The organism is Sphingomonas sandaracina, assembly GCF_036663695.1.
In the GTDB taxonomy this organism is placed as follows: domain Bacteria; phylum Pseudomonadota; class Alphaproteobacteria; order Sphingomonadales; family Sphingomonadaceae; genus Sphingomonas.
Genome location: NZ_JAXOJK010000001.1, coordinates 664,151 through 687,718, shown reverse-complemented (window position 1 = coordinate 687,718; position 23,568 = coordinate 664,151). Strand labels below are relative to the sequence as shown.

Here is a 23,568-nt window from a genome sequence, read left to right as displayed (position 1 = left end):
ATTTTACCACCTCCCCGGCGGAGGCCGGGGTCCAGTTGGAAAGGTAGCTGTAACGGTGCGCAAAGCTCCGTTATGGACCTTCCCTAACTGGGCCCCGGCCTCCGCCGGGGAAGTGCGTTTTGGGATGGTTCGGTGACTGAAGTTTCGCCCGCTACTCGACCTTCGATACCGTCTCCAACTTCGCGGGGGAGGGTCATGACCGAACCGAGAATTGCCGTCCTGCTCCCGTGCTACAACGAGGAAGCCGCGATCGCTCAAACGATCGCGGGGTTCCGCGATGCGCTGCCCGGCGCCACGATCTACGTCTATGACAACAACAGCGCGGACCGCACGGTCGACGTCGCGCGCGACGCCGGTGCGGTGGTGCGGACCGAGCGCATCCAGGGGAAGGGCGCCGTCGTACGCCGCATGTTCGCCGACATCGACGCCGATATCTATGTCATGGCCGATGGCGATGCGACCTACGATGCCGCGTCCGCCCCGAAATTGGTCGCCCGCGTCCTGGACGAGCAACTCGACATGGTCGTCGGCTCGCGGATCAGCCAGGTCCAGGAAAGCTATCGCCGCGGTCACCGCTTCGGCAACGCACTTCTCACCGGCATGCTCGCCCGCCTGTTCGGCCGCAGCTTCACCGACATCCTCTCGGGCTACCGCGTGTTCTCGCGCCGGTTTGTGAAAAGCTTTCCGTCGCTCTCGGCCGGGTTCGAGATCGAGACCGAGATCAGCGTCCACGCGCTCGAACTCAAGATGCCGATCGGTGAGGTCGAGACGCCCTATTATGCGCGTCCCGAGGGGTCCGAATCGAAGCTCAGCACCTACGGCGACGGCTGGCGCATCCTCCGCACGATCATGACGCTCTACCGGATCGAGCGTCCGCTCTGGTTCTTCGGCGCGATCGGCAGCGTGTTCGGATTGCTCGCGCTGATTCTCGGCATCCCGCTGGTGCTCACCTACATCGAGATCCACCAGGTCCCGCGCTTCCCGACCGCGATCCTGATCACCGGCCTCGGCATCTTCGCAGCGCTCAACGTCTTCACCGGCCTGATCCTTGACACGGTAGTAAGAGGCCGCCGCGAAGTCCGCCGCCTCGCTTACCTGGCTTACCCCGCCCCAGGCATCTAACTTCCTCGCCCCCACGGGGAGAGGGAAGGAGGAGCCCGTTGGCGACGGGAGGGTGAGGGGCGGTTGGCGGATCCCAACGCCCCTCACCCTCCCACCCGCAAGTGCGTGCGGGCCCCTCCCTCTCCCCGGAGGGGCGAGGGCTTAGCAGGGCTTGAACTCCCCTCTCGGACCGCCGATGTTAGCGGTTCACTGGGGCATAAGAGAGATTTCCATGCACAATCCGTTCGAGACCGGCGATTTCGCGAGCCCGTTGGCCAGCGCCGGGCTCGGCCTGCAGCAGACGCAAGCAGGCCTGGTTCCCATCGTCATCGAGCAGTCGAACCGCGGCGAGCGTTCGTTCGACATCTTCTCGCGCCTGCTCCGCGAACGCATCATCTTCGTGACCGGCGGCGTCGAGGACGGCATGGCCTCGCTGATCACCGCACAGCTGCTCTTCCTCGAGTCCGAGAACCCGAAGAAGGATATCTTCATGTACATCAACTCGCCGGGCGGCGTCGTCACGGCGGGCATGGCGATCCACGACACGATGCGGTACATCCGTCCGCGCGTCGGCACGGTGTGCATCGGCCAGGCCGCATCGATGGGCAGCTTCCTGCTCGCGAGCGGCGAGCCCGGCATGCGCGTCGCGATGACCAACGCACGCATCATGATCCATCAGCCATCGGGTGGTGCACAGGGCATGGCCAGCGATATCGAGATCCAGGCGCGCGAGATCCTGCGCATCCGCAAGCGCATGAACGAGCTGTATTCGCAGTATACCGGCCAGCCGATCGAAGAGATCGAGCGCCGGATGGACCGCGATACGTTCCTCGAAGCGAACGAGGCTAAGGATTTCGGACTGGTCGACGAGGTGTTCGACAAGCGTCCGGCGCCTGCGGATGATGCGGCGACATCCGCTTGATCCCTGCTCAACCGACGCCGACATGGGGTGAATCGTAACACCCGCCGGTTTATTTGATTGTAGGAACTCCGGGGTGCGTTACGGTAGCGGCCCCGGAAACGGCACGTGCACCGACATGCACGAGAGGTGATTGAATGACGAAGCTGAGCGGTGGCGACTCGAAGAGCACCCTCTATTGCTCGTTCTGCGGCAAGTCGCAGCACGAGGTCCGCAAGTTGATCGCCGGGCCGACGGTCTTCATCTGCGACGAGTGCGTCGAGCTATGCAACGACATCATCCGTGAGGAGACGAAGTCGGCGTTGGTGTCCAAGAAGGATGGTGGCGTGCCGACTCCGCAGGAGATCTGCGACGTCCTCGACGATTATGTGATCGGCCAGAAGCGCGCCAAGCGCGTGCTTTCTGTGGCGGTGCACAATCACTACAAGCGGCTCAACCACGGCGCCAAGGGTGCCGATGTCGAACTGTCCAAGTCGAACATCCTGCTCGTCGGGCCGACCGGGTGCGGCAAGACTCTGCTTGCGCAGACGCTCGCCCGCATCCTCGACGTGCCGTTCACGATGGCCGATGCGACGACGTTGACCGAAGCGGGGTATGTTGGCGAGGATGTCGAGAACATCATCCTCAAGCTGCTCCAGGCGTCTGACTATAACGTCGAGCGGGCGCAGCGCGGGATCGTCTATATCGACGAAATCGACAAGATCTCGCGCAAGGCTGAGAATCCATCGATCACGCGCGACGTGTCGGGCGAAGGCGTGCAGCAGGCTCTGCTGAAGCTGATGGAGGGGACGACGGCGTCGGTTCCTCCGCAGGGTGGTCGGAAGCATCCGCAGCAGGAATTCCTGCAGGTGGATACGACCAACATCCTGTTCATCTGCGGCGGTGCGTTCTCGGGCCTCGAGAAGATCATCGGTGATCGCCTTCAGGGCAAGTCGATCGGTTTCGGCGCCTATGTCGCCGGGCCGGACGAGCGCAAGACGGGCGAGACGCTGAAGTCGGTCGAGCCCGAGGATCTGCTGAAGTTCGGGCTTATCCCCGAGTTCGTCGGCCGTCTGCCGGTGATCGCGACGCTCGAGGATCTCGACGTCGACGCGCTGGTAAAGATCCTGAAGGAGCCGAAGAACGCGCTGGTCAAGCAGTACCAGAAGTTGTTTGAGATGGAGGACGTCGCGCTCGGCTTCACCGACGACGCGCTGGTCTCGGTCGCCAAGAAGGGCATCGAACGCAAGACCGGCGCCCGCGGGCTTCGCTCGATCCTGGAGAGCATCCTGCTCGATACCATGTTCGACCTGCCCGGCATGGACGGCGTCGATGAGGTGATGATCGACAAGGACGTGATCGAAGGCCGCAAGGAACCGATCCGCGTCTACGCCGAGAAGAAGAAGACCGGCGACGCTGCCTAAATCGTAGTTCGGTCGTGAAATGCGGAAGAGGGCGTCGAGCGATCGGCGCCCTTTTTGTTTTGGGGTGAAACTCGCTCACAAACCCCTCGTGTCATCCTGACGAAAGTCAGGATCCAGAGCCATGAGGGCCTGCGTTCGTTACCCTGGGTCCTGACTTTCGTCAGGATGACGGGGGAGGGTAGGGCAGCCGGCGTCTCCCCTTTCCCAACGTGAGAGGTGAGGGACTTCCACATGGAAAGGGTAAGGACGGCTGCGGTACTAATCTACAAGGTCAGAAGCCGAACCCGCTCCAAATCCTTCGGTCGCCCGAACAGTCTCAGCATCGCCGCCAACTCGGCACGGTCAGGCACATAGACGGCGCACCCCTCAATCAGAACCGGCACGCGCGTCCGAGGCAACACCTCCGTCCATCCCGCGCCCGTCGCGACGTGAAACCCCGCCATGATCTCGACGACCAAGGGCGGCGTTTCCCATCGCCCGAACAGCGTCGACCGAAATAGCGAACTCGCGCCATCCTCGACCGGTGCGATGCCGAGCGCATCCATCAGCCGCCACGCATCGCCGACGCTCGATACCACATCGACATCGCCAACCTCAATCGGCCCGACTCCGTGAAGGGCCAATGCCGCGCTCGAAATCACCCACCACGGATCACGCGCGTGACGCATCGCCTCCGCCACCATAGTCAGCGTTTCGCCAAGATCTGAAGTTAGCATCGGCGCAACCTACTCGATCCCTACCGCCCCGCAATCGCCCCGGCTCGGACCCTTACCGGCCCTCACGCATTCGTTATCCAAGTGGAACGAGGGAGCATGCATGACGATCGAAGTGGCCGAACGACCCAATGAAGACGTGGTGGACACGATGCCGGACCGCCTGGCGCTCCCGATCTGGACTCTGATCGCGCCGGGTCTCGGGCTCGTCGCCGTTCTGGCCGGCTTGGCCAAGATGGGCACGATCGGCACCGCCGCCGCCGTAATCGTGCTGATCGGCAGCGTGCTCGCCGCCGTGCATCACGCCGAGGTCATCGCGCACAAGGTCGGCGAGCCGTTCGGTACGCTCGTGCTCGCCATCGCCGTCACCGTGATCGAAGTCTCGTTGATCGTCTCGCTCATGCTCTCCAACGCCGGCGACGCCACCACGCTCGCCCGCGACACGGTGTTCGCGGCGATCATGATCATCCTCAACTTCATCATCGGTATCTGCCTGCTCGCGGGCGCGGTGCGGCATCACGAGCAACGCTTCACGCTGAAGGGCATGACCGCCGCGCTCGGCGTGCTCGCGGCGATGGCGGTGCTGTCGCTGATCCTGCCGAACTACACCTCGTCGACGGTGGGGCCGACCTATGCGCCGTCGCAACTAATGTTCGTCGCGGTCGTGTCGCTGATCCTCTATGGGACGTTCGTGCTGGTGCAGACGGTGCGCCACCGCGATTATTTCCTGCCCTCGACCGACGACAAGGACGATCACGCCGCACCGCCATCGAGCCGCGCAACGGGGATCGCCTTCGCCGCGCTGTTGGTTGCGCTCGTATCGGTGGTGCTGCTGGCCAAGACGCTGTCGCCGACGATCGAGGCGGCGGTGATCGAGGCGGGCCTGCCGCTGACCGTCGTGGGTGTCGTGATCGCCGCGCTCGTGCTCGCGCCCGAAAGCCTGGCCGCCTACAAGTCCGCTCAGCGCAACCGGTTGCAGACCAGCCTCAACCTTGCGCTGGGTTCTGCAATGGCGACGATCGGGTTGACGATCCCGAGCGTCGCGATCGTGTCGCTGGTGCTCGACCTGCCGATCGCGCTTGGCATCGATGCGAAAGGCATGACGCTGCTCGCGCTGTCGTTGTTCGTCGCCACCCTGTCGCTCGGCACCGGACGGACGACTGTGTTGCAGGGCGTCGTCCATCTCGTGATCTTCGCGGCATATCTGTTCACGACGGTCGTGCCGTAGGTTCACGGACCCTGCGTCGACAGATAGGCGATGACGGCGGCGCGGTCCTTCGGATCGGTAAGGCCTGCAAAGGCCATCGTCGTGCCGGGAACCATCCGCCGTGGATTGGTCAGCCACGCATCCATGCGCTTTGCGTCCCACGTGCCGCCGAGCGCCTTCAATCCGGCGGTGTAGGAGAAGCGCGTGCGTCGCTCGCCGATCGGACCGCCCATTACGCCGTAGAGGTTCGGACCGTCGGTATCGCCCGCATTCCGCCCGATCGTGTGGCATGCGGTGCACCGGCGGAAGACGCGCTCGCCATGCGCGATCTGATCGGTCGGGCCGGCCTCGGGACTTGATCCGCAACCGGCGAGCGCGAGTGCCAGCAGGGGCCACCGCGGCAGGCTCACGGTTTTTGACGCGCCGCCAAGGCCAGGCCGGCCGCGATCTGCATCACCGCGTAAAGGCGCCGCCGACCGGGGCGGTCGACGAACGCCTTTACGAGCTTTTCCGTCCCGAGCGCATCGTCCTTCCAGAGGTCGACGTGACGACGCGGCTGGAGGAGGCCGATCAAACCGTCCCCGACCATGAAGATCGCCGCCATCTCCGCCGCGCGCGATCCCCAAGGTCCGCCTTTCCGCGAAACCGGAAGCGCGGTGTCGGGGGCGGTGTCCGTGATCTCCGGCGCCCCGCGTTGGCGAGGGAACAAGGGAGAGGTGGTCATTGCGGCTTGGCCTTTGCGGTTTGAGCAGCTTTCCAGGTGGCTACGTCCTCCAACGCGGCACTGCGGCGCAGGACCCGCGCGTCCGGATCGATAACGACATGCGCGCCCGCTGGGACGGATAGGCTCGCCCTCCCGCCGGTCATCGGCAAAGTCCGGGTGTTCCCATCGACCTGCACCTGCACCGGCAGCGGGAAGGGGCCGTTACCCGAAACCTTCCACGCCAGCGAAAGCGTATTGCCGGTCCGCGTTTCGACCAAATCGGGCAGGGCCCCCTGACGCAGATACACGTCGAAGAACCAGCGATAATCCTTCCCGGTCACCTTCCGGACAAACCCCTCATACTCCTTCGTCGACCCAAACCGCGGTCTGAAATTCCCCGGCTTGGGGTCGGGGCGGCCGTACACCGCGAGCCGCGTGACATCGAAGAACGCCTTGTCGCCGATCAGCCCCCGCAGCGTGTGGAGCATCCAGGACCCCTTGTAATAGATGTCCTGCCCCGCGCCGCCCTTGTCGAGTTCGTACACCTCCTCTTCGGTGGTGACGCGTTGCTGCGTGATCGGCTTGAGGTTCATGATCGAGCCACGCTCTGTCTGCATCATCGCCGCATAGCGCGCACGCCCCTCGCGCCACTGGCCGTAGAGCGGCTGCATGTAGGTGCCATAGCCCTCGTGCAGCCAGTAATCGTCCCAGTTGGCGGCGGTCAGCTGATTGCCGAACCATTCATGGGCGAACTCATGCTGGAACAGCCAGTCGAACCCCTCCGGCGCCTTGGCGTAGTCGTTGCCGTACGCGTTGATCGTCTGGTGCTCCATGCCCTTGTGCGGCGTCTCGACCACGCCGAGCTTCTCGTCGCCAAACGGGTAGGGGCCGATCATGCTTTCGAAGAAATCAAGCGTCGGCGCGAACTCGGCGAAGAGCTTTTCCGCCTGCACCTTCTCGCCCGGCAGGTACCAGTAATACATCGGGATGCTGTTGCCGAAACGGCTCTTGTACGTGCCGCTGATCTCCTCGTACGGCCCGACGTTCAGCGCGATGCCGTAGGTGTTGGGATGCTTGGCGCCCCAGTTCCAGGTCGTCCGGCCGTCGGGCAACGTATCGACGCCGAGCAGCACGCCATTGGAAGGTGCTTTCAACCCCTTCGGTACGGTGATGTGCAGCGTAACCAGCCCGGGCTCGCCGGTCGGGAAATCGAGGCACGGCCAGAATAGGTCGCAGCCATAGCCTTCCGCAGTCGTCGCGAACCAGGTTCGGCCATCGGGTGTCTTCGACCAGACCATGCCGTCGTCCCACGGCGCCTTCACCGCGACGTGCGGCGTGCCGCCATAGGTGATCTTCGCGGTAACCTTGCCGCCCGTCGCGACCGGCTTCGGCAGCGTGATCGTCAACCGGCCCTGGGGATTGCTCCACGCCGAGGGTGGGAGCGATACGCCGTCGATCGCGATCGCGCTGACGGGCAGATTGCGATCGAGGTCGATCGGCAGGCGGGTGAGGGGGGCCTTCGCGGTGAAAACCAAAGTCGCCACACCGTTCAGGCTCTCCGTATCGGGCAGAACTTCGAACGCCAGGTCCGCGCTGTCGAATTGGAGTGCAGCCTGCTCGGGTGTAAGCACCCCGCCCGACCGCTGCGTCTGTGCGGTAATAGCAGGCTCGCCCTTCTTGGGAAGCGGGGCGGCGGCGAGTAGCGTGGTGGCGCTGGCGGCAAGGAGAAAACGCGAGATCATGCCGCGTTCTTGCGCCTGGGCGGCTCGCATACAAGTGTGATCCGGCACCTTCGGTTCTCCTGCGAACGCAGGAGCCCAGGATCACGAATGCCGCCGCCCGTTACCCTGGACTCCTGCGTTTGCAGGAGAACGGCTGACGCTTGGGCGCCGCGCCAAAACCCCTAACCGCCGCCAACCAATTGATGGACGCCGCATCCTCACCATATAAGCTACAGATTATGCCCCCATGCAGGCACCCACCGGAGCGTTCATGACCCAATACCCCGTCCTTCCCCTTCGCGACATCGTCGTCTTCCCGCACATGATCGTGCCGCTGTTCGTCGGCCGCGATAAGTCCGTCGCTGCTCTCGAAGCGGCGATGGCGGCGGACAAGGAGATCTATCTCGTCGCGCAGGTCGACCCGGCCAAGGACGACCCCGCACGTGACGACCTGTATTCGATGGGCGTTACCGCGACCGTCCTCCAACTGCTGAAGCTGCCCGACGGCACCGTCCGCGTGCTCGTTGAAGGCAAGCAGCGCGCGACGCTGGAGACGTTGGACGAAAGCGGCGAGTTCCTGACCGCGACGGTCGAGCCGGTCGCCGATGCCGAGGTCGAAGGCCCAGAGGTCGTCGCCCTCATGCGCTCGGTCGTCGATCAGTTCGAGAATTACGCCAAGCTCAACCGCAAGCTCTCGTCCGAAACGTCGATCCAGCTCGGCGAGATCGAGGACGCCTCCAAGCTGTCCGATGCCGTGATCGCAAACGTCCAGATCAAGGTCGCCGAGAAGCAGGCGCTGCTGCTCCAGACCGATCCCGTGAAGCGCCTAGAAATGGCATTCACGGCGATGGAGGGCGAGCTGGGCGTCCTGCAGGTCGAGAAGAAGATTAAGAGCCGCGTCAAGCGCCAGATGGAGAAGACGCAGCGCGAATATTACCTCAACGAGCAGTTGAAGGCGATCCAGCGCGAACTCGGCAACGAGGACGGCGAGGGCGAAGGCGACGAGATCGCCGAGCTGACGCAGAAGATCGCGACGCTCAAGATGAGCAAGGAGGCGCGCGGCAAGGCTACGTCGGAGCTGAAGAAGCTCAAGACGATGGCACCGATGAGCGCCGAGGCGACCGTCGTGCGCAATTATCTCGACGTGCTGCTCGGGCTCCCCTGGGGCAAGAAGTCGAAGATCAAGAAGGACATCGCCGCCGCACAGGTGACGCTGGACGAGGATCATTACGCGCTCGAAAAGGTCAAGGACCGGATCGTCGAGTATCTCGCCGTGCAGGCACGCACCAACAAGCTGAAGGGGCCGATCCTGTGCCTCGTCGGCCCTCCCGGTGTCGGCAAGACCTCGCTCGGCAAGTCGATCGCCAAGGCGACCGGGCGCGAGTTCATTCGCCAGTCGCTCGGCGGCGTGCGCGACGAAGCCGAAATCCGCGGCCATCGCCGCACGTATATCGGCTCGCTGCCGGGCAAGATCGTCACGAACCTGAAGAAGGCCGGCACCTCGAACCCGCTGTTCCTGCTCGACGAGATCGACAAGCTCGGTCAGGATTTCCGCGGCGATCCGGCGTCGGCTTTGCTCGAAGTGCTCGACCCGGAGCAGAACGGCAAGTTCCAGGATCATTATCTGGAGGTCGATATCGACCTGTCGGACGTGATGTTCGTCTGCACCGCCAACTCGCTCAACCTGCCGCAGGCGCTGCTCGACCGCATGGAGATCATTCGTCTGGAGGGCTATACCGAGGACGAGAAAGTCGAGATCGCCGAGCGCCATCTGGTCGAGAAGCAGATTGAGGCGCATGGCCTGAAGCCGGGCGAGTTCACGCTGACGCAGGAGGGGCTTCGTACGCTCATCCAGCAGTACACGCGTGAAGCCGGCGTGCGTACGCTGGAGCGCGAAATCGCCAAGCTGTGCCGCAAGGCACTACGCCAGATTCTCGAGAACAAGACGACCAGCGTAACGATCACGCCTGAGAACATCGGCGAATATGCCGGCGTGCAGAAATACCGTCACGGGCTTGGCGAGACCGAGAACCAGATCGGCGCGGTCACAGGCCTCGCATGGACCGAGGTCGGCGGCGAGTTGCTGACGATCGAGAGCGTCACGGTCGCCGGCAAGGGGCAGGCCAAGCTCACCGGTACGCTCGGCGACGTGATGAAGGAATCGATCGAGACCGCGTTCAGCTATGTGAAGGCCCGCGCGCCGAGCTACGGCATCAAGCCGAGCCTGTTCGCGCGCAAGGACATCCACATCCATCTGCCCGAGGGTGCGGTGCCGAAGGACGGTCCGTCGGCGGGTATCGGCATGGTCACGTCGATCGTCTCGACGCTGACCGGCGTGCCGATCCGGCGCGAGATCGCCATGACCGGTGAGGTCACGCTGCGTGGCCGCGTGCTGCCGATCGGTGGGCTCAAGGAGAAGCTGCTCGCGGCGCTGCGGGGCGGAATCGAGACGGTGCTGATCCCGGCCGAGAACGAGAAGGACCTCGCGGAGATCCCGGCGAACATCAAGGCGGGGCTGAAGATCATCCCCGTTTCGCATGTCGACGAGGTGCTTCGCCTGGCGCTGACCGAGCCGCTCGAAGCGATCGAGTGGACCGATGCGGACGAATTGGCGGCGCTGCCACCAGCACCGATAGCACCGGTCGGAGGTGGCCTGCACCACTGATCCATGTTTGGCGTGCAAGTGAGTATGCGGCGGTTTCGTTTGACAGCAGACGGGGCCGCCGCATTATTGCGTGCTGAGTGCGGTCGCGAGTCCATCGCGGCCGATTCGCGTTTTTTCGGGGGATTGTATGAACAAGCAGGAGCTGATCGCGACGGTTGCCGATACGTCGGGGCTGGTGAAGGCCGACGCGACCAAGGCGGTCGAGGCGGTGTTCGACGCGATCGAAGCATCGTTGAAGAAGGGCGACGAGGTTCGCCTAGTCGGTTTCGGCACGTTCTCGATCTCGAAGCGCAAGGCATCCACCGGCCGCAATCCCCGTACCGGCGAGCCGATGACCATCAAGGCCTCGACCCAGCCGAAGTTCAAGGCCGGCAAGGGCCTGAAGGACGCGGTCAACTAGGACCGGTGTTATAGGGCTGGACAGACGGACGGGGTCTTCCTAAAGGCCCGCTTCCGAACGAGTTTCGGGCGCGTAGCTCAGTGGTAGAGCACACCCTTCACACGGGTGGGGTCGCTGGTTCAATCCCAGCCGCGCCCACCAGATTTACGCCGGTTCCTTCGCACGAAGGGGCCGGCGTTGCTGTTTCCGGCGTCCAGCCCGATCCGTCTTCTCTACGCCATGAAGGAAAGGCCCCCTTCTTCCCCCCTCCCTGGAAGGGGGGGCTGGGGGTGGGTCGGTTTCCGCATCGGCGAACCGTTGCAGCATAAACCGGCCTACCCACCCTGGACCCCTCCCTTCCAGGGAGGGGAGAAGCATCGAATACAGCCTAACCAACCCTATCCCCCAACATGACGATTTGTTCATTAGGCGTGTTCGTTCGATCGAACTAATGGCCCCGACGTGGTTCAGTCTCGACTCCTCGACATCGCGATCAGCGAATTCGGCACCAAGGGGCTGGAGGGCGCCAGCACGCGTGGGATCGCCGCGGCTGCGGGCACCGCGATGTCGTCCATCACCTATCACTATGGCGGCAAGGAGGGCTTGTACCTCGCCGCAGCCGACCGGATCGCCGAACGCATGTCCGCGGTCATGGACGACCCGTCGGAGCTTGGCGACGCCTTGCCGATGGACGTAGCGGAGGCGCGACACCAGATCCACCGCATTCTCGGCCGGCTCGCGGACAAGATGGCGAGCAACGAAAGCGCCGACTGGACGCTGTTCGTTCTGCGCGAGCAGATGAAGCCGGGCGAGGCGTTCGAGCGCATCTATGGCGGCGTGATGGGCCAGATGGTGCGCAGGCTCGGCGATCTCGTCTGCATCGCCACCGGTTGCGCCGAGATCCGCACCGGCAGGATCGCGACGATCACCATGATGGGACAGGTCATCACGCTGCGGGCGAACCGCGCGACCTGCCTCAAACTGCTCGAGCGCGACACGCTCGAGCCCACCGACATCCTCGATATCAAGGCGCGGATCGACGCCAATATCGACGCCATTCTCGATTCGATTCGTGCTGAAGAACAGGGCCAGGCATGACCGACCAGACGAACCACTCCGAACACGACCATGATGATGAGGACGGCCGCAAGCCCGATCCGAACGGCGACGATCAGCAGTCCGAGACCGAACAGCAGGACGGGGCCGACGACGACGACAAGAAGCCGTCGGTGTTCAAAAAACCGCTGTTCTGGATCATCCTGGTCATCGTCGTCGGCGGACTGATCATCGGCGGGGTTCTCTACTGGCTGCACGCGCGGCAGTTCGAGTCGACCGACGACGCGTTCGTGGACACGCATATCGTCCGCCTCGCGCCACAGGTTTCCGGTACGCTGGTGCAGGTCGCCGATATCGACAACCGCCACGTCGAGGCCGGCCGCTTGCTCGCGGTGATCAAGTCGTCGGGTCGCCACGCGCAGGTCGCCGAGGCACAGGCGAACGAATCACAGGCGCGCGCGCAGTTCGCGCAGGCGCAGGCGCAGGTCACGGCCGCCGAGGCCCAGCGCCAGCAGGCTGCGGCGCAGGCTCGCGTGCCGATGGCGGCGGCGATCAAGGCGCGACAGGATCTCGCGCGCTACGAAGCGTTGCTCAGGCTCGATCCGAGCGCGGTGGCCGGGCAACAGCTCGACCAGGCGCGGGCATCTGCCCGGCAGACCGCGGCGGATGCAGCAGCAGCCCGCGAACAGATCGACACCGCCGCCGCCCAGATCACGGTCGCCCGGAAACAGGTCGGTGCGGCAAAGTCGGTGATCGACGCTCGCCGTGCGCAGGTCCGGCAGGCGGACGTCACGATCGGCGATCTCCGCCTGACCGCACCGGTCGCGGGGCAGGTCGTCAACCGCTCGGTCAACGTCGGCTCCTATGTCGCTCCCGGCACGCAGCTGATGGCGATCATCCCCGATAAAATGTGGGTGACCGCTAACTTCAAGGAAACGCAGCTCACGCTGATGAAGATCGGCCAGCCGGTCGACATCCATGTCGACGCGTATCCCGGCGTCGATTTCAAGGGTCATGTCGATTCCATTCAGCGTGGTGCAGGACAGGCCTTCGCCCTGCTGCCTCCGCAGAATGCGACCGGCAATTACGTGAAGGTCGTCCAGCGCGTGCCGGTGCGGATCGTGTTCGACGTGAAGAACGGCCCCGATCCGCGGCGTTACCCGATCGGCCCCGGCATGTCGGTGGTACCGACCGTCAAGGTCCGCTGAGGTGGCCAAGGCTCCCTCCAACGCTGGGGCCAAGGCTGATGCTGGCGGCGGCCATACCTGGTCGCCGAGCCGGTCGGCAGCGGGCAAGTACAGTCCGTGGCTGATCGTTGCGATCATCTCGATCCCGACCTTCATGGAAGTGCTCGATACCTCGATCGCCAACGTCGCGCTCGATCATATCTCGGGCGGGCTGTCGATCACCACCGATCAGGCGACGTGGGTGCTGACCAGCTACCTTGTCGCCAACGCGATCGTCATCCCGATCTCGGGCTGGCTGTCGGACGCGATTGGGCGAAAGCGCTATTTCCTGCTGTCGATCGCGTTGTTCACGCTCGCCTCGCTGCTCTGCGGCCTCGCGCCGAATATCGGTACGCTGGTCGTCGCGCGCGTGCTGCAGGGTATCGGCGGCGGTGGTTTGGCCCCCGTCGAACAGTCGATTCTCGCCGATACCTTCCCGCCGAAACAACGCGGGATGGCGTTCGCCGCCTTCGCGATCGTCGTCGTCGTGGGGCCGGTACTCGGGCCGACGCTCGGCGGCTACATCGTCGAATATTCGAGCTGGCACTGGGTGTTCCTGATCAACGTCCCCGTCGGCATCGGCGCATGGTTCCTGGTCGAGACGTTCGTCGACGAGCCGCCGCAGGTAAAGAAGGACCGTGACGAGCGGTTCAAGAACGGCCTGACGATCGACTATGTCGGCGTCGCGCTGGTCGCGCTGGGCCTCGGTTTCCTCGAACTCACCTTCGATCGCGGCGAGCGCGAGGATTGGTTCTCGAGCGGCTTCATCGTCATGTCGGCGATCATCGCCGCGGTGTCGCTGATCAGCCTCGTCGTCTGGGAACTGAACCACAAGGACCCGGTGATCGACCTCAAGCTGATGAAGAACCGCAACTTCGCGCTGACGATCGGCGTGATGGGCGTCACCGGCATGATCCTGTTCGGCACCACGCAGCTCATTCCGCAGATGCTGCAACAAGTGCTCGGCTACAGCTCGCTCGATGCGGGGCTCGCGCTGACGGCGGGCGGCCTTGCGACGCTCGTGATGGTGCCGTTCGCAGGGCGGTTGAGTGGGCTGATCGACGTTCGGCTGCTGCTATTCCCGGCGTTGCTCGTCCAGGCGTTCGCGCTGTGGAACATGAGCCACCTGAGTGCCGACATCGCGTTCTCCGATGCCGCGTTCGCGCGGCTGTTCCAGGCGATGGCGCTGCCGTTCCTGTTCGTGCCGATCAACGCGATCGCCTATGTCGGGCTCAAGCAGACGCAGACCGCGCAGGCGTCGAGCCTCCTCAACGTTTCGCGCAATCTCGGCGGGACGATCGGCATCTGCTTCGCGCAGACGCAGCTCGCGGGCGGGTTGCAGCGGCATCAGTCGGAACTGACGCAGACGCTCAACCCGCTCGATCCGAACTACAACGACTGGATGCAGAAGGCGGCGAACGTGTTCGGCGGGCAGGGCGATTCGACGACACCTTTGGCCGTTCTATACAGCCAGATGCAGCGGCAGGCGACGATGCTCGCGTTCCTCGACGTGTTCCGCGCGATGATGGTGGTCGTGCTGTGCGTCGCACCGCTGGTTCTATTCATGCGCTCCGGCAAGACCGGCGGCGCGCCCTCGGGAGGGATGCATTGATGCGTGCGCGGTTTACGCTTTTCGGGGCGGCCTTGCTCGCCGGCTGCACGGTCGGGCCCAATTACGTGGCGCCGGAGATGGCGGTGCCGCCAGCGTTCGTTGGGCCGCAAATGACGGGCGCATCGGTCGATCCGGCACGTTGGTGGGTTGCGTTCGGCGATCCGCAGTTGGACGGCCTCATCGAGCGCGCGCTGAAGGGCAATCCCGACATCGCGATCGCCGCCTCGCGCGTGCGCCAGGCACGGTTGCAGGAGATCGTCGCGCGCTCGCAAGGCTTGCCAAGCGTGAACGCCAGCGCCAGCCCGAGCCGTATCGAGTTCAGCAAGAACGCCGGCCTGTCGTCCATCGCGCGCGCATTCAGCGGCGGCACCGGGGCGGGCGGCACCGGCTCGACCGGCGGCATCGCGCTGCCCGGCAGCGGGATCACGACCTACTCCGTTGGCTTTGATGCGAGTTGGGAACTCGACCTGTTCGGGGGCGTCCGACGCAGCACCGAGGGTGCGCGAGCACGGACCGAAGCTGCGGTCTGGTCGAAGCGCGATGCCGCGGTGACGCTGGCGGCCGAGGTCGCCCAGGCGTATTTCGCACTCCGGCTCGACCAGGCGCAGATCGCCACGATCGAGGGCGAGATCGCCAACCAGCGCCGCGCGCTGACGATCGCGGGCAACATCGCCAAGGTCGGCCTCGTCCCGCCGATCGACGTCACGCGGCAGCGCGCCTCGATCACCTCGACCGAGGCGCGTGCCGAACCGGTCCGCGCCGATGTCGACGTGCGGATGCATGCGCTGGCGATCCTGCTGGGCGAGCCGCCCGCGACGCTGATGACCGAACTCGCCGCGCCATCGGTCGCCCCGCTCGGCGTGCCGGCGATCCCGGCCGGTCTGCCGTCCGACCTGTTGCGTCGTCGTCCCGACATCCGCGCGGCGGAACGCGATCTCGCGGCATCGACCGCCGATATCGGGGTCGCGGTGGCGGACATGTATCCGAAGTTCAGCCTGACGGGCATGAGCCAGCTGATCTCGACTGCGCTCGGCAATCTGTTCTCGGGCGACAGTCTGCAGTTGACGGCATCGGGCGCGGCGCAGTTCCCGCTGCTCGACTGGGGCCGACGCAAGTCGACGGTCAAGTCGCGCGAGGAAGACCGCGAGCAGGCGTATCTGCGCTATCGCTCGAGCGTGCTCCAGGCGTTGCGCGACGTCGAGGACCCGCTTGCCCAGATCGCCGCCGAGCGCCGCCGGAACGCTGCGCTGCAGAGGGCCGTGGTCGACGCGCAGAGCAGCGCGAAGGCGGCGGAGTCGCAGTACCGGACCGGGTTCGTCGCGCAGACGACGCTGCTGAATGCGGAGACCGACGTACTGACGGCGCGGGAACAACTCGTGTCGAGCGATGCGCAATTGCGGCAGCTGACGGTGGCGCTGTTCAAGGCGCTGGGCGGCGGTTGGGAGCAGGCAGAGTAGGGGCGCGCGCCCTTTACTGACGTTACCCGCCCTTAAGTGTTCTCCCGCGAAGGGGGGGAGCCCAGTCTAGGCTCCCGCCTTCGCGGGAGAACAAGGTGGTCAGGAAACTGCATCGTTTTCGAAGCACCACCCCGGCGAAGGCCGGGGCCCAGGTGGGAGACGTCGCCAACGGAGGGCTGCGCGTCGTTACTCCGACCTCTCCACCTGGGCCCCGGCCTTCGCCTGGGTGGTGGCTCGAGTTAGGATCACATCTGGCAACGTTAACGTTACCGTAGCAGGGCGGCCACACGACCGCCCTCCAAAATCACTTCTTCTTGTTCTTCCGCGCCGCATACTTAGCGTCGCGAATAGCCTTCTTCTCGGCATCGGTCAGCTCGACCTTGGCCTCGGCCTCGCGCTTCTTCGCAGCAGCGGCCTCTGCCTCGGCCTTCTTCACGGCCTTGGCCTCATCTTCTGCAGCCCGCTTGGCGGCGCGCTTCTCGCGCTCTGCGACTTCCTTGGCTTCGCGCGCGGCGAGGCGTTCGGCGACGACGGCTTCGTCGATCGGGGGCTTGGCACGCAGCGCTTCAAGCGCCTTCTGCTTGGCGGCGGCTGCGCTGCTCGTGCGGTCCTGGAAACTGGGGTCCTTGAAAGAGGCCATTGTCGTAGAATAATCCTGTAATGATGGTCTGGCCGCGCGGTCGCAGGGATGCGCCGCGGGTGACACTGGCTGCGCCTGTAAATCATCGCACGCCGGATCGGAAGAGATGTGTTCGTTAGCGCGGTTTTCAACCCCGATGCCGAGCATGACCTTATCCACAGTCATCGAACCGTCATATCACAGTCATGCAAGCGTAACCTGAATCGCATCGCGACGTCATCTGGCCAGCCTAACCGCCATGTCACGGTCGGCAGGGGGGAGCCTGGGTCGATCCGAACAATCAACGGTACGACTCGGGAGTCCTTCGCATGACCAGCTTTACTCGCCTCGGCACGATCCTGCTGACCGGCACGGCCTGCCTCGCACTCACCGCATGCGGCGGTGCCGACGACGTCGCTTCGCCGGGCGCAGGCTCGGTGATCATCACCCCGCCGGCAACGCCGACCCCGACGCCGGCCACCCCGACTCCCACCCCGACTGCGATCACGGCAGCCCAGTTCGCATCGACATCTGGCGCCATTGCAGGCGGTGCGATCACGATCAGCGCCGACGAGCAGCTTGCGATCGTCAACGCGGGCACGAACAACAACGTCAACGGCACGAACGTCCTGAATGGCGTCTACCCGATTGCTGCCACTTCGGCGACCACCGCGACCGACCCTTCGTCGCTCAACGCGTTCTTCACCAGCACGAACTTCGTCGGCGCACTGAACGGCCCGTCCGACACCGCGTTCCAGGGCTGGACCTGCAACTCGACTTCGGCACAGTTCGGCGGCACCACGACCGCTAGCTGCACCGCTGTCCCCGCCGTCGGTGCTGGCGGTTCGGCCGCAGCCTGCCCGACCGGCACGATTGACGATGGCCTCGTCCAGACCTTCCGCGCCTGCCGCCTCCCGACCGTCATCTCGTCCAGCCTGACGCTTCCGAAGATTGCCGGCGTGTTCTACCGCCTGCGCGGCCAGACAGAAGTCGGCGCCGATGCCGGCACGACCGGTGCAGACACTGGCGTAACGCTGACGATCGCACCCGGCGTCGTCGTTGCAGCGGATTCGACCGAAGTCACCGCCGATCTCCTGCTCGTCAACCGCGGGTCGAAGATCAGCGCCGTCGGTACGCGCGATGCGCCGATCATCTTCACGTCGCAGCAGAACCTGACCGCCAACGGCGTCAGCGATGCGACCCAGGGCCAGTGGGGCGGGATCATCCTGCTCGGCCGTGCACCCGTCGCGGTCTGCGCGACCGGTACCGGTCCGAACAACGCCGGCGGAACGAGCACGACCTGCCAGCAGGCGATCGAAGGCGTCACCGGACGCTTCTACGGTGGCCCGGCCGCCGCGGACAACAGCGGCGCAATGCAGTATGTCCAGATCCGCTACAGCGGCATCGCGATCAGCGATGGCAACGAGCTTCAAGGCCTGACGCTCGGCGGCACCGGTTCGGGTACGACGATCGATCACGTCCAGAGCCACAACTCGGCCGATGACGGCATCGAGATCTTCGGCGGCACCACGAACGTCAAGTATTTCGCGGTCACCGGCGCGGACGACGACGGCTACGATATCGACAACGGTTATCGCGGCTTCATGCAGTTCATCATCTCCGCACAGCGCCTGCTCGGTGCGACCGCCGACTCGTTCTCGACCGAGATCGACTCGAACGGTGCCGAGGATCTGCTGCCGCGCACCTTCGGTCAGTTCTCGAACTTCACGTTCGTGCAGACCGCGCTTGCGCCGGCCGCGATCCGCCAGCGTGGTGGCTCGGACATGCGCTTCATCAACGGTATCGTGAAAACGCCGGCGACCGTCGCCTGCCTTAACCTCGTTGCGCAGGAAACCAGCCAGGCCGATCGCTCGACGATCCGCGCCGCCGATGCTTCGAAGCAGGACCAGGGGCCGCCGATCTTCACGTCGGTCTACTTCAACTGCAACGGCCGGTAACGGTCCGCAGTCTTCCCCTTAGTCGGTCCCCCAGTCAGCTGGGGCGGTCGATGATGTGAGCAGCGATGCCGGGGTGGTTCGACGACCGCCCCGGCATTTGCCCATAGACTCCTGATCTGGATATTCGGCCATGCAGACGCGCTTCGGCTATGCCACCTTACTTCTCCTGACCTCGCAGCTGGTCGCGCCCGCGGTGCTGGCCCAGACGGGCGGCGCTGCACCCGCGCCCGCCGCTTCGCCTCCCGCCTCGACGACCCAGACCGGTCCGACCTCGACGCCGGTGGACTCGTCCGCGCCTCAGGCTGCCGGTGCAGAGGCCGCCGGAGCGCAGGCCGAAGTGTCGACGCCGGGCTATGATCCCAATGGCGGCGAGGACATCGTCGTCGTCGGTCGCAACATTCCGAACTTCGTCCGCGCGACACCACAGGTCGTGTCGATCCTGTCGACCGAAGACATCGCCCGCACCGGCGAAGGCGACATCGCCGGCGCCCTGTCGCGCGTCACCGGTCTCAGCATCGTCGGCAACGGCTTCGTCTACGTCCGCGGCCTCGGCGATCGCTATTCGTCGTCGCTGCTGAACGGTTCGCCTTTGCCAAGCCCGGAGCCGCTGCGTCGCTCGGTCCCGCTCGACATCTTCCCGACCACGATCGTCGGGTCCGCCCTGGTCCAGAAGACGTATTCGGTGAACTATCCGGGTGAATTCGGCGGCGGCGTGATCAACCTCACGACCAAGACGATCCCGGACAAGAACTTCCTGTCGTTCGGCGGCTCGGTTTCGGCCGACACCGCGACGACCAGCGAGCTCGGCTACACCTATTATGGTGGCGATAAAGATTGGATCGGCTACGACGACGGCACCCGCAAGGTGCCGAGCTTCATCAAGGACGCGCCGAAGGGCAACGGCAACATTTCGGCTGCACAGGCCGCGACGCTCAGCAACGCCTCGACCTCGCTGCTTCAGCGCAACAATCAGCTTCCCGCCAATTTCTCGGGCGAGGTCAGCGGTGGTACGGTGTTCGACGTCGGCTCGGGTCGGCTCGGCGTGATCGCGTCGGTCAGCGCGAGCAACACGTTCCGTACGCGCAACATCACGCAGCAGGATTCGGTCACGCCCGAGGGTCTGGTGCGAAACGATTTCCAGACGCTGCTGACCGACAACCGGATGGTCGCCAATGGCTTGCTCGGCATCGGCTACGAGTTCGGCGATAACAGCATCAAGCTGACCAACGTCTATATTCACGACACGCTCAAACAGGCGCGCGGGTCGGCGGCGACCACGTATAACAACTCCAGCGGCCTGCGTTTCCAGCAGAACACCAACTGGTTCGAACGCCAATTGTTCGAGACCCAGTTGGTCGGCGCGTTCAAGCCCGTCGACGCGCTGACGCTCGACGTCCGGGGCGCCTACGCCAACTCGAAGCGCAATGCGCCGTACGAGCGGCAGTTCGACTATCTCTGCTCGAACACCACCACGACGGGTCTGCCGATCACCGTGCAGGATCCTAACGGCATCGGCGGCGCGCAGTGCAACGGAGCGTATCAGGTGACGCAGCGCTTCTCGCCATTCGCGTCGATCATCTTCAGCGAACTGAAGGAAGACCTCTATAGCGGGCAGGCCGATCTGGCCTACAAGCTGTCGACCGCGCGGCCGGTGACGCTTTCGACCGGATATTTCTTTTCGGACACGAAGCGTACGTCGTCGCGTCTTCAGTTCAATTACCAGACGCCGCGCGGTGGTGGCACGGCGCCGGGCTATCCGTACAACCTCCTGCGTCCGGACTATCTGCTCGCGATCGACACGAACGATCCGGCCAACTCGCTGGAGCTGCAGTTCAACACCCCGCTCGGCGCGTACCAATATGATGCATCGCTGCGCATTCACGCAGGCTATGCCCAGGCAGAGGCCGAAGTGGCCGACGGTATCCGCGGCACGATCGGCGTGCGTTACGAGACGGCGGACGAGCGGGTCACCCCGATCGGTTCGGCGACGACGCGTCTGAAGAACGACTATTTCCTGCCCGCAACGACGCTCACCTACAATTTCGCGTCGGATATGCAGTTCCGCGTCAGTGGGTCGAAGACGATCTCGCGCCCGCAGTTCCGCGAGCTTGCCCCGCAGCAGTTCCGTGATCCCGAATCGGATCGCCTGTTCTTCGGTAACCCGCTGTTGCAGGATACCAAGCTGTACAATATCGACGCGCGGTACGAATGGTTCTTCGCGCGTGACCAGCGCTTCACGCTCGGCGCGTTCTACAAGCGGATCGACAAGCCGATCGAACAGGTCGGCTTCTACACCGGCGCGGACGATCGTCTCCAGACCGGCTTCACCAACCTGCCCAAGGCCAAGCTGTACGGGGGCGAGGTCGAGTTCCAGAAATACGTGCCGCTCGACACGCTGGGCAGCGATTTCTTCGCGACGCGCCGCCTGCTGTTCATCGCCAACTACACCTATACGCAGTCGTCGATCACGGTGGATGACACGTGCGTTCCGAACGTGGTCGACCAGACGACGACGGTTCCGGGCTGCGCAACCGGGTTTGCGCCCGCAACGGGCAATTTCCGCGACGGTGCGCCGCTCACAGGTCAGTCCGATCACCTGGTCAACGTCCAGCTGGGGCTTGAGGACACCAAGCGGCTGTCGCAGATCACGCTGCTCTTCAACTACGCCAGCGAGCGCGTGACCAATCGCGGCCCTTCGAACCTCGGTGGCACGGGCTTCCTGCCCGACATCATCGAGAAGCCCGGCATCCGCCTCGATCTCGTCGCCCGCCAGGGTATCGAATTGCGCGGCGCCAAGTTCGAGGTAAAGGCCGAGGCCCGCAACCTGACGAAGACGCGGTTCACCGAGGGCCAGACGTTCGAGAACGGTAACGTCATCTACATCAACCGGTACAATCTGGGTCAGGTGTTCACGCTCGGGGTCAGCACGACGTTCTGATCAAGGGGATGTCCTGATTAAGGGGACATCCTGAAAACGGTACCTCCCCGGCGCAGGCCGGGGTCCAGTTGGTAAGGTCGAGGTAACGGAGCATCAATCGTCCGTTAACGACGTTGCCCAACTGGACCCCGGCCTCCGCCGGGGCGGTGGTCAGGGCGCTGGGTTGAAGCGCTTAGGTACAAAGACGCCAAGATGCCGGGGGCGTCGCCCAGCTGATCCGTCGGTTTCTCGTCGGACCAACTAAGCCGTCGACGGCCAGCCCTAGCTCCAGGCCTTCTCGCGAAACCATTTGGTGATCACATACTTGACCCCCGCGCGCACTTTCATCCCATGATGCAGCGTCGCGGGGTTCAGGCTGCCATCCGCTCTGCGATTGTTCCAGGCGAGCAGCTTGCCCGTCTCCGGCTGGACGATCTTGTCGATCGCCTTGAACCGCGTCGCGCCGCCCGCCTCGGGCCGGTTGAGGTAGACCATGACGGTCCACGTCCGGTTGCCGGCAACCCCGCAATAGCGCTGGAAATCCACCCCGGTCGGTTCGAAGTAATCGGTGTGTCCCTTGAATTCCTGTCCGACCGCATAGCGCTGGCCCTGCAGCGGTTCGCCGTGCACCGGGTCGAGCCCGGTCAGCGCCGCGATCCTCTGCTCGACCTCGATCGCCAGTGGATCGAGCGGGGAGAGATCGCCCGTCTCGCTCGTCCGATAGTTCGCGTCGCCGTTCGAATCGGAGATCGTAGAGGGACGCCGCACCGCATCGATCCGCTCGATCAGCGACGCGCACAGGTCCGGCGGCAGGAAGTCCCGACGCACGAACAGGTCGAGCTTGGGGCTCGGTACGCGTTGCACGCCTGGGACGGACAGCCGCGCTATGATCGCTTCGGGCGGCAGGCCGGAGCCACTGGACGGGAGAGTGTCGGACATACTCGCCTTCTGCCAAGGGTCGACGCGAAGTGCTACCCCATCGGAAATACCGCGATTGGCGCACAAGCCATTGACGCGGAATTGTAACATGGCATGCCTACGCGACGGAATGCGGGAAATTGGGGTGGGTCGCGGATGCGATTGAAGCTGGACGCGCGGGCGCGCCGTATCTTGCGGCGTATGCCGGTCGTGAATGTTTACAGTGTCGTCGAACTTGCGCTGCTGGCCGGGGTGGCGGTGCAGTGCGCGCGGCTGGCATGGACGATCGTGACGCCGATCACGCCGCTCGGCGATTGGCGCCCGGCCGTGCCGATGGTCGTTGGGTCGCCCGCCGATATCCTGCGCGGGTTCGATCCTTTCTTCCGCCTCGGTGGTGCGGCGGGAGCGCCCGCTACCGTCACGTCGCTTCAGTTGGTACTGTTCGGTACGCGCATGGACGAGGCGATGGGGCGCAGCTCCGCGATCATCGCTGGTCCCGACGGTGTCCAGCAGAGCATCGCGGTCGGTGACGAAATCCAGCCCGGCGTGCGCCTCAAGGCGGTGGCATTCGACCATGTGACGATCGACCGTGGTGGAGCCGACGAAGACCTGTTTCTCGATCAGTCGGGTTCCGTAACGCCAGTCGCCCCGGGCGCCTCGCCAACTGGTGCGTCGGCCACGGCTGCACCGGTCGTGGGCATTCCGGTCGCGCAGTTGCGCAGCGAAATCGGCTTCATCCCGCGCATCGATGGCGGCCGGATCAGCGGCCTTACCGTCCGCTCGCAAGGGTCGGGCAACGCGTTCCGCTCAGCCGGACTGAAGGACGGCGACGTCGTCACCTCGATCGGCGGCCGCCCGGTCTCCGGTCCCGGCGATCTCGACCGGGTCGTCAAGGATTTCGCGGGCGGCGGCAACGTCCCCATCACCGTAGAGCGCGGCCAGGACACCCTGCCGCTCGCCATTACGATCGCGCCTCCCAAGTGAAAACGCCCAC

At 64.6% G+C, this 23,568-nt stretch carries 19 protein-coding genes and 1 tRNA gene; 14 read left to right on the top strand and 6 right to left on the bottom strand.

The window, feature by feature from the left end:
• Positions 1–195 precede the first annotated feature (195 nt).
• The 3 genes from U1707_RS03020 to clpX all read left to right on the top strand — a co-directional run bounded on the left by U1707_RS03020 (position 196) and on the right by clpX (position 3,423).
• Positions 196–1,122, top strand: a complete 927-nt coding sequence (locus U1707_RS03020) for a glycosyltransferase family 2 protein (RefSeq protein ID WP_332798636.1) — start codon at positions 196–198, stop codon at positions 1,120–1,122.
• Positions 1,123–1,333: 211 nt separating this feature from the next.
• Positions 1,334–2,023 (top strand): ATP-dependent Clp protease proteolytic subunit, encoded by a 690-nt coding sequence (locus U1707_RS03015; RefSeq protein ID WP_131585632.1) that lies wholly within the window; start codon positions 1,334–1,336, stop codon positions 2,021–2,023.
• 134 nt (positions 2,024–2,157) lie between these two features.
• Complete coding sequence (clpX, locus tag U1707_RS03010; protein WP_056048170.1) at positions 2,158–3,423, top strand: ATP-dependent Clp protease ATP-binding subunit ClpX; 1,266 nt, start codon at positions 2,158–2,160, stop codon at positions 3,421–3,423.
• A 263-nt stretch (positions 3,424–3,686) separates the two neighbouring features.
• On the opposite strand, the gene U1707_RS03005 is transcribed toward clpX, so the two are convergent.
• On the bottom strand, positions 3,687–4,139 hold the full coding sequence (locus U1707_RS03005) for a hypothetical protein (protein WP_332798635.1): 453 nt from the start codon (positions 4,137–4,139) through the stop codon (positions 3,687–3,689).
• Positions 4,140–4,239: 100 nt separating this feature from the next.
• On the opposite strand from U1707_RS03005, the gene U1707_RS03000 reads away from it, so the two are divergent.
• The gene (locus tag U1707_RS03000; RefSeq protein WP_332798634.1) at positions 4,240–5,364 is read left to right on the top strand and encodes a calcium:cation antiporter; all 1,125 of its coding nucleotides are present in this window, start codon (positions 4,240–4,242) and stop codon (positions 5,362–5,364) included.
• Between the two features lie 2 nt (positions 5,365–5,366).
• Here U1707_RS03000 and U1707_RS02995 read toward each other — a convergent pair whose 3' ends face one another.
• The 3 genes from U1707_RS02995 to U1707_RS02985 are packed head-to-tail and all read right to left on the bottom strand — an operon-like array spanning position 5,367 to position 7,788.
• Positions 5,367–5,753: a c-type cytochrome gene (locus U1707_RS02995; RefSeq protein WP_332798633.1), complete on the bottom strand. Its 387-nt coding sequence runs from the start codon at positions 5,751–5,753 to the stop codon at positions 5,367–5,369.
• Positions 5,750–6,067, bottom strand: a complete 318-nt coding sequence (locus U1707_RS02990) for a hypothetical protein (protein ID WP_332798632.1) — start codon at positions 6,065–6,067, stop codon at positions 5,750–5,752. Before U1707_RS02990 ends, U1707_RS02995 begins: the two co-directional genes overlap by 4 nt.
• Positions 6,064–7,788, bottom strand: a complete 1,725-nt coding sequence (locus U1707_RS02985; RefSeq protein ID WP_332798631.1) for a M1 family metallopeptidase — start codon at positions 7,786–7,788, stop codon at positions 6,064–6,066. The genes U1707_RS02990 and U1707_RS02985 overlap by 4 nt, the downstream gene beginning before the upstream one ends.
• A 250-nt stretch (positions 7,789–8,038) precedes the next feature.
• On the opposite strand from U1707_RS02985, the gene lon reads away from it, so the two are divergent.
• The 7 genes from lon to U1707_RS02950 all read left to right on the top strand — a co-directional run bounded on the left by lon (position 8,039) and on the right by U1707_RS02950 (position 16,162).
• Positions 8,039–10,432, top strand: coding sequence for an endopeptidase La (gene lon, locus U1707_RS02980; RefSeq protein ID WP_332798630.1), 2,394 nt, complete (start codon positions 8,039–8,041; stop codon positions 10,430–10,432).
• Between the two features lie 103 nt (positions 10,433–10,535).
• Positions 10,536–10,832, top strand: coding sequence for an HU family DNA-binding protein (locus U1707_RS02975; RefSeq protein WP_332799044.1), 297 nt, complete (start codon positions 10,536–10,538; stop codon positions 10,830–10,832).
• A gap of 66 nt (positions 10,833–10,898) precedes the next feature.
• Positions 10,899–10,973, top strand: a tRNA-Val gene (locus tag U1707_RS02970).
• 300 nt (positions 10,974–11,273) lie between these two features.
• Complete coding sequence (locus U1707_RS02965; protein ID WP_332798629.1) at positions 11,274–11,909, top strand: CerR family C-terminal domain-containing protein; 636 nt, start codon at positions 11,274–11,276, stop codon at positions 11,907–11,909.
• Positions 11,906–13,075, top strand: a complete 1,170-nt coding sequence (locus U1707_RS02960; RefSeq protein WP_332798628.1) for an HlyD family secretion protein — start codon at positions 11,906–11,908, stop codon at positions 13,073–13,075. The genes U1707_RS02965 and U1707_RS02960 overlap by 4 nt, the downstream gene beginning before the upstream one ends.
• 1 nt (position 13,076) lies before the next feature.
• The gene (locus tag U1707_RS02955) at positions 13,077–14,705 is read left to right on the top strand and encodes a DHA2 family efflux MFS transporter permease subunit (RefSeq protein WP_332798627.1); all 1,629 of its coding nucleotides are present in this window, start codon (positions 13,077–13,079) and stop codon (positions 14,703–14,705) included.
• Positions 14,705–16,162, top strand: coding sequence for an efflux transporter outer membrane subunit (locus U1707_RS02950; RefSeq protein WP_332798626.1), 1,458 nt, complete (start codon positions 14,705–14,707; stop codon positions 16,160–16,162). Before U1707_RS02955 ends, U1707_RS02950 begins: the two co-directional genes overlap by 1 nt.
• Before the next feature lie 304 nt (positions 16,163–16,466).
• Here U1707_RS02950 and U1707_RS02945 read toward each other — a convergent pair whose 3' ends face one another.
• A complete protein-coding gene (locus U1707_RS02945) occupies positions 16,467–16,967 on the bottom strand; it encodes a DUF6481 family protein (RefSeq protein ID WP_332798625.1) in 501 nt (166 codons plus the stop codon).
• 143 nt (positions 16,968–17,110) lie between these two features.
• On the opposite strand from U1707_RS02945, the gene U1707_RS02940 reads away from it, so the two are divergent.
• Both U1707_RS02940 and U1707_RS02935 read left to right on the top strand, forming a co-directional pair.
• Positions 17,111–18,739, top strand: coding sequence for a beta-helix domain-containing protein (locus U1707_RS02940; RefSeq protein ID WP_332798624.1), 1,629 nt, complete (start codon positions 17,111–17,113; stop codon positions 18,737–18,739).
• 130 nt (positions 18,740–18,869) lie between these two features.
• The gene (locus tag U1707_RS02935; RefSeq protein ID WP_332798623.1) at positions 18,870–21,677 is read left to right on the top strand and encodes a TonB-dependent receptor domain-containing protein; all 2,808 of its coding nucleotides are present in this window, start codon (positions 18,870–18,872) and stop codon (positions 21,675–21,677) included.
• A 261-nt stretch (positions 21,678–21,938) separates the two neighbouring features.
• On the opposite strand, the gene U1707_RS02930 is transcribed toward U1707_RS02935, so the two are convergent.
• Positions 21,939–22,595: a prolyl hydroxylase family protein gene (locus tag U1707_RS02930; protein ID WP_332798622.1), complete on the bottom strand. Its 657-nt coding sequence runs from the start codon at positions 22,593–22,595 to the stop codon at positions 21,939–21,941.
• Between the two features lie 180 nt (positions 22,596–22,775).
• Between U1707_RS02930 and U1707_RS02925 the strand changes: the two genes are divergently transcribed.
• Positions 22,776–23,558, top strand: a complete 783-nt coding sequence (locus tag U1707_RS02925) for a type II secretion system protein N (protein WP_332799043.1) — start codon at positions 22,776–22,778, stop codon at positions 23,556–23,558.
• Positions 23,559–23,568: the final 10 nt, after the last annotated feature.